1 protein-coding gene is annotated in these 1,866 nt (G+C 37.7%); it reads left to right on the top strand.

Going from position 1 to position 1,866, the window contains the following annotated elements; genetic code table 11:
- Positions 1-312: 312 nt before the first annotated feature.
- A complete protein-coding gene (gene tnpA, locus C4S61_RS21550; RefSeq protein ID WP_103926840.1) occupies positions 313-774 on the top strand; it encodes an IS200/IS605 family transposase in 462 nt (153 codons plus the stop codon).
- Positions 775-1,866: the final 1,092 nt, after the last annotated feature.

Genomic DNA, 1,866 nt, shown 5'->3' with positions numbered 1-1,866 from the left:
TCCACACCTCAAAATACAAATTTTGAGTTAAACAAGAAAGGCTAGCCGAATAATCGACTAGCCTTTTAAACTATCTATTTTTGAGACAGCCTCTTTAATGAAATATTTCTTAGCGGACAAATCTAGCGAGCAGCCAGCCCCGACAGCTGTACTGGAACGAAGCGGAAAATTATCTGGAAGCAATGCCATAGTCATGGACGATACTTTAGCCAGCCATTTTACGAGTAGGTAAACGGGACAAAGAGTTCATAAAAAAGCCATTGATTTGCCCGATTTTGATTAAATTAGTTCAAGTCTAAAGTCCAATACGCTATGCCAAATACCTATTCAAAGATGTATTGTCAGGCTGTCTTTGCGGTTAAATACAGAAAAGCAGTTATTCAAAATTCCTTCAAAAGAGAGTTGTATGCTGTAATTGGAAACCTTATTAACGAGACAGGGGCAAAGACGCTAATCGTGAACGGACATTTCGACCATGTTCATGTTCTGTTCCGGTTTTTTCCGAAGCAAGCTATCTCGGAAATAATGAAAAATGCCAAATCTAAATCTTCCAAGTGGCTAAATGAATCCAAGCTGCTTGAGCATAGGTTCGAATGGCAATCCGCATTTGGTTCCTTTACCTACAGTGAAAAAGAGATTACGAGTGTTTTTGACTATGTGAAAAATCAGGAAATCCATCATCAGAAAATGACCTTCAGAGGGGAGTATCTCCTGATGTTGAAGGCCCATAATGTGGAATTTTTACCTGAATACCTTTTTAATGAATTGGAATAAAATATCGTCCGTCCCGATGGGACTTTGCCAAGCTCTATTGACATTCTATATTCCTAGAGGTAAAAACCTCTGGCTAGGTGATGAGTCGTCCCTACGGGACTGCAAAGAAACAATGCCGTAGGCATGGCCGATATCGGCAGCTGAGATTCAATTTTGATTTATTGCCTGCCTGTTAAAAAATATCGTCCGTCCCGATGGGACTTTGCCAGGCTCTGTTGACATTCTATATTCCCAGAGGTTAAAACCTCTGGCTAGGTGCTGAGTCGTCCCTACGGGACTGTAAAGAAACAATGCCGTAGGCATGACCGATTGTCTAGCCAGCCATTTCAATGGCTGGAATAATGGTTAAAGCATTGGTTTTCCAAAATGCCGTAGGCATGACCGAAATAAGCAAAGTATCAAAATCAGAAAATAGTAAGTTCAAGATTTTTATTTCCTAGCTAATTTCTAATTTCAAATTCATTTTGATAGCCGAGAGTAGTTGCCAAGCTTAGTCCAATACGTATTTAGAAACTGATCGAAAAATAAGTAGCCAGTGCTCAGGCGGGTTGACTAAACCGAGGTGAGAGGGCTGGTCCCAGATGAGTGGTGGCAAGGCTGGCTCCAGAGGGGCTTTGAACTAATTTGTAATTCTTTATAAAATTTAAATGTAGAAATTAAATATCTGTAAATGAGTAAATTGTAGTTTTTTTGAAATTAATAATTTTTTAAGTTACAAATTTTTTAATATAATTGAATAACTAAATATAACTATTTTTAGAAAGAATTAAATGATTAATCAAACTAGGGCAATTTTATTTTCTTTGATTTTAGTTTCAAGTATGGCTAATGGACAAACTCAAAAGACAACCAAGATAAATTTTCTTAATCCAGGAATAGCATGGGAGAGACCAATAGGAAAAAAAACAACAGCTGAGATAAACATCGGGGTAGGATATAATGGTTCCTATCCTGAATTAACTGATTTCGGCATCAATGGATTTCAGGCTTTGATCGCTCCATTTCTGGATCTTCAAACGAGGTATTATTATAATATGATTATCCGCTACTTTGCCAGTAGGGTTGGATAGAAGCAATAATAAGTCGATCAAA

Source organism: Algoriphagus boritolerans DSM 17298 = JCM 18970 (assembly GCF_900108085.1).
In the GTDB taxonomy this organism is placed as follows: domain Bacteria; phylum Bacteroidota; class Bacteroidia; order Cytophagales; family Cyclobacteriaceae; genus Algoriphagus; species Algoriphagus boritolerans.
The sequence above is the reverse complement of the archived record's forward strand: the minus strand, read 5'-3'. Positions and strand labels throughout refer to the sequence as shown.

What these genes read in the sequence shown, in the direction of transcription:
- tnpA (WP_103926840.1), top strand. Translation starts at nt 313, where the DNA reads ATGCCAAATACCTATTCAAAGATGTATTGTCAGGCTGTCTTTGCGGTT.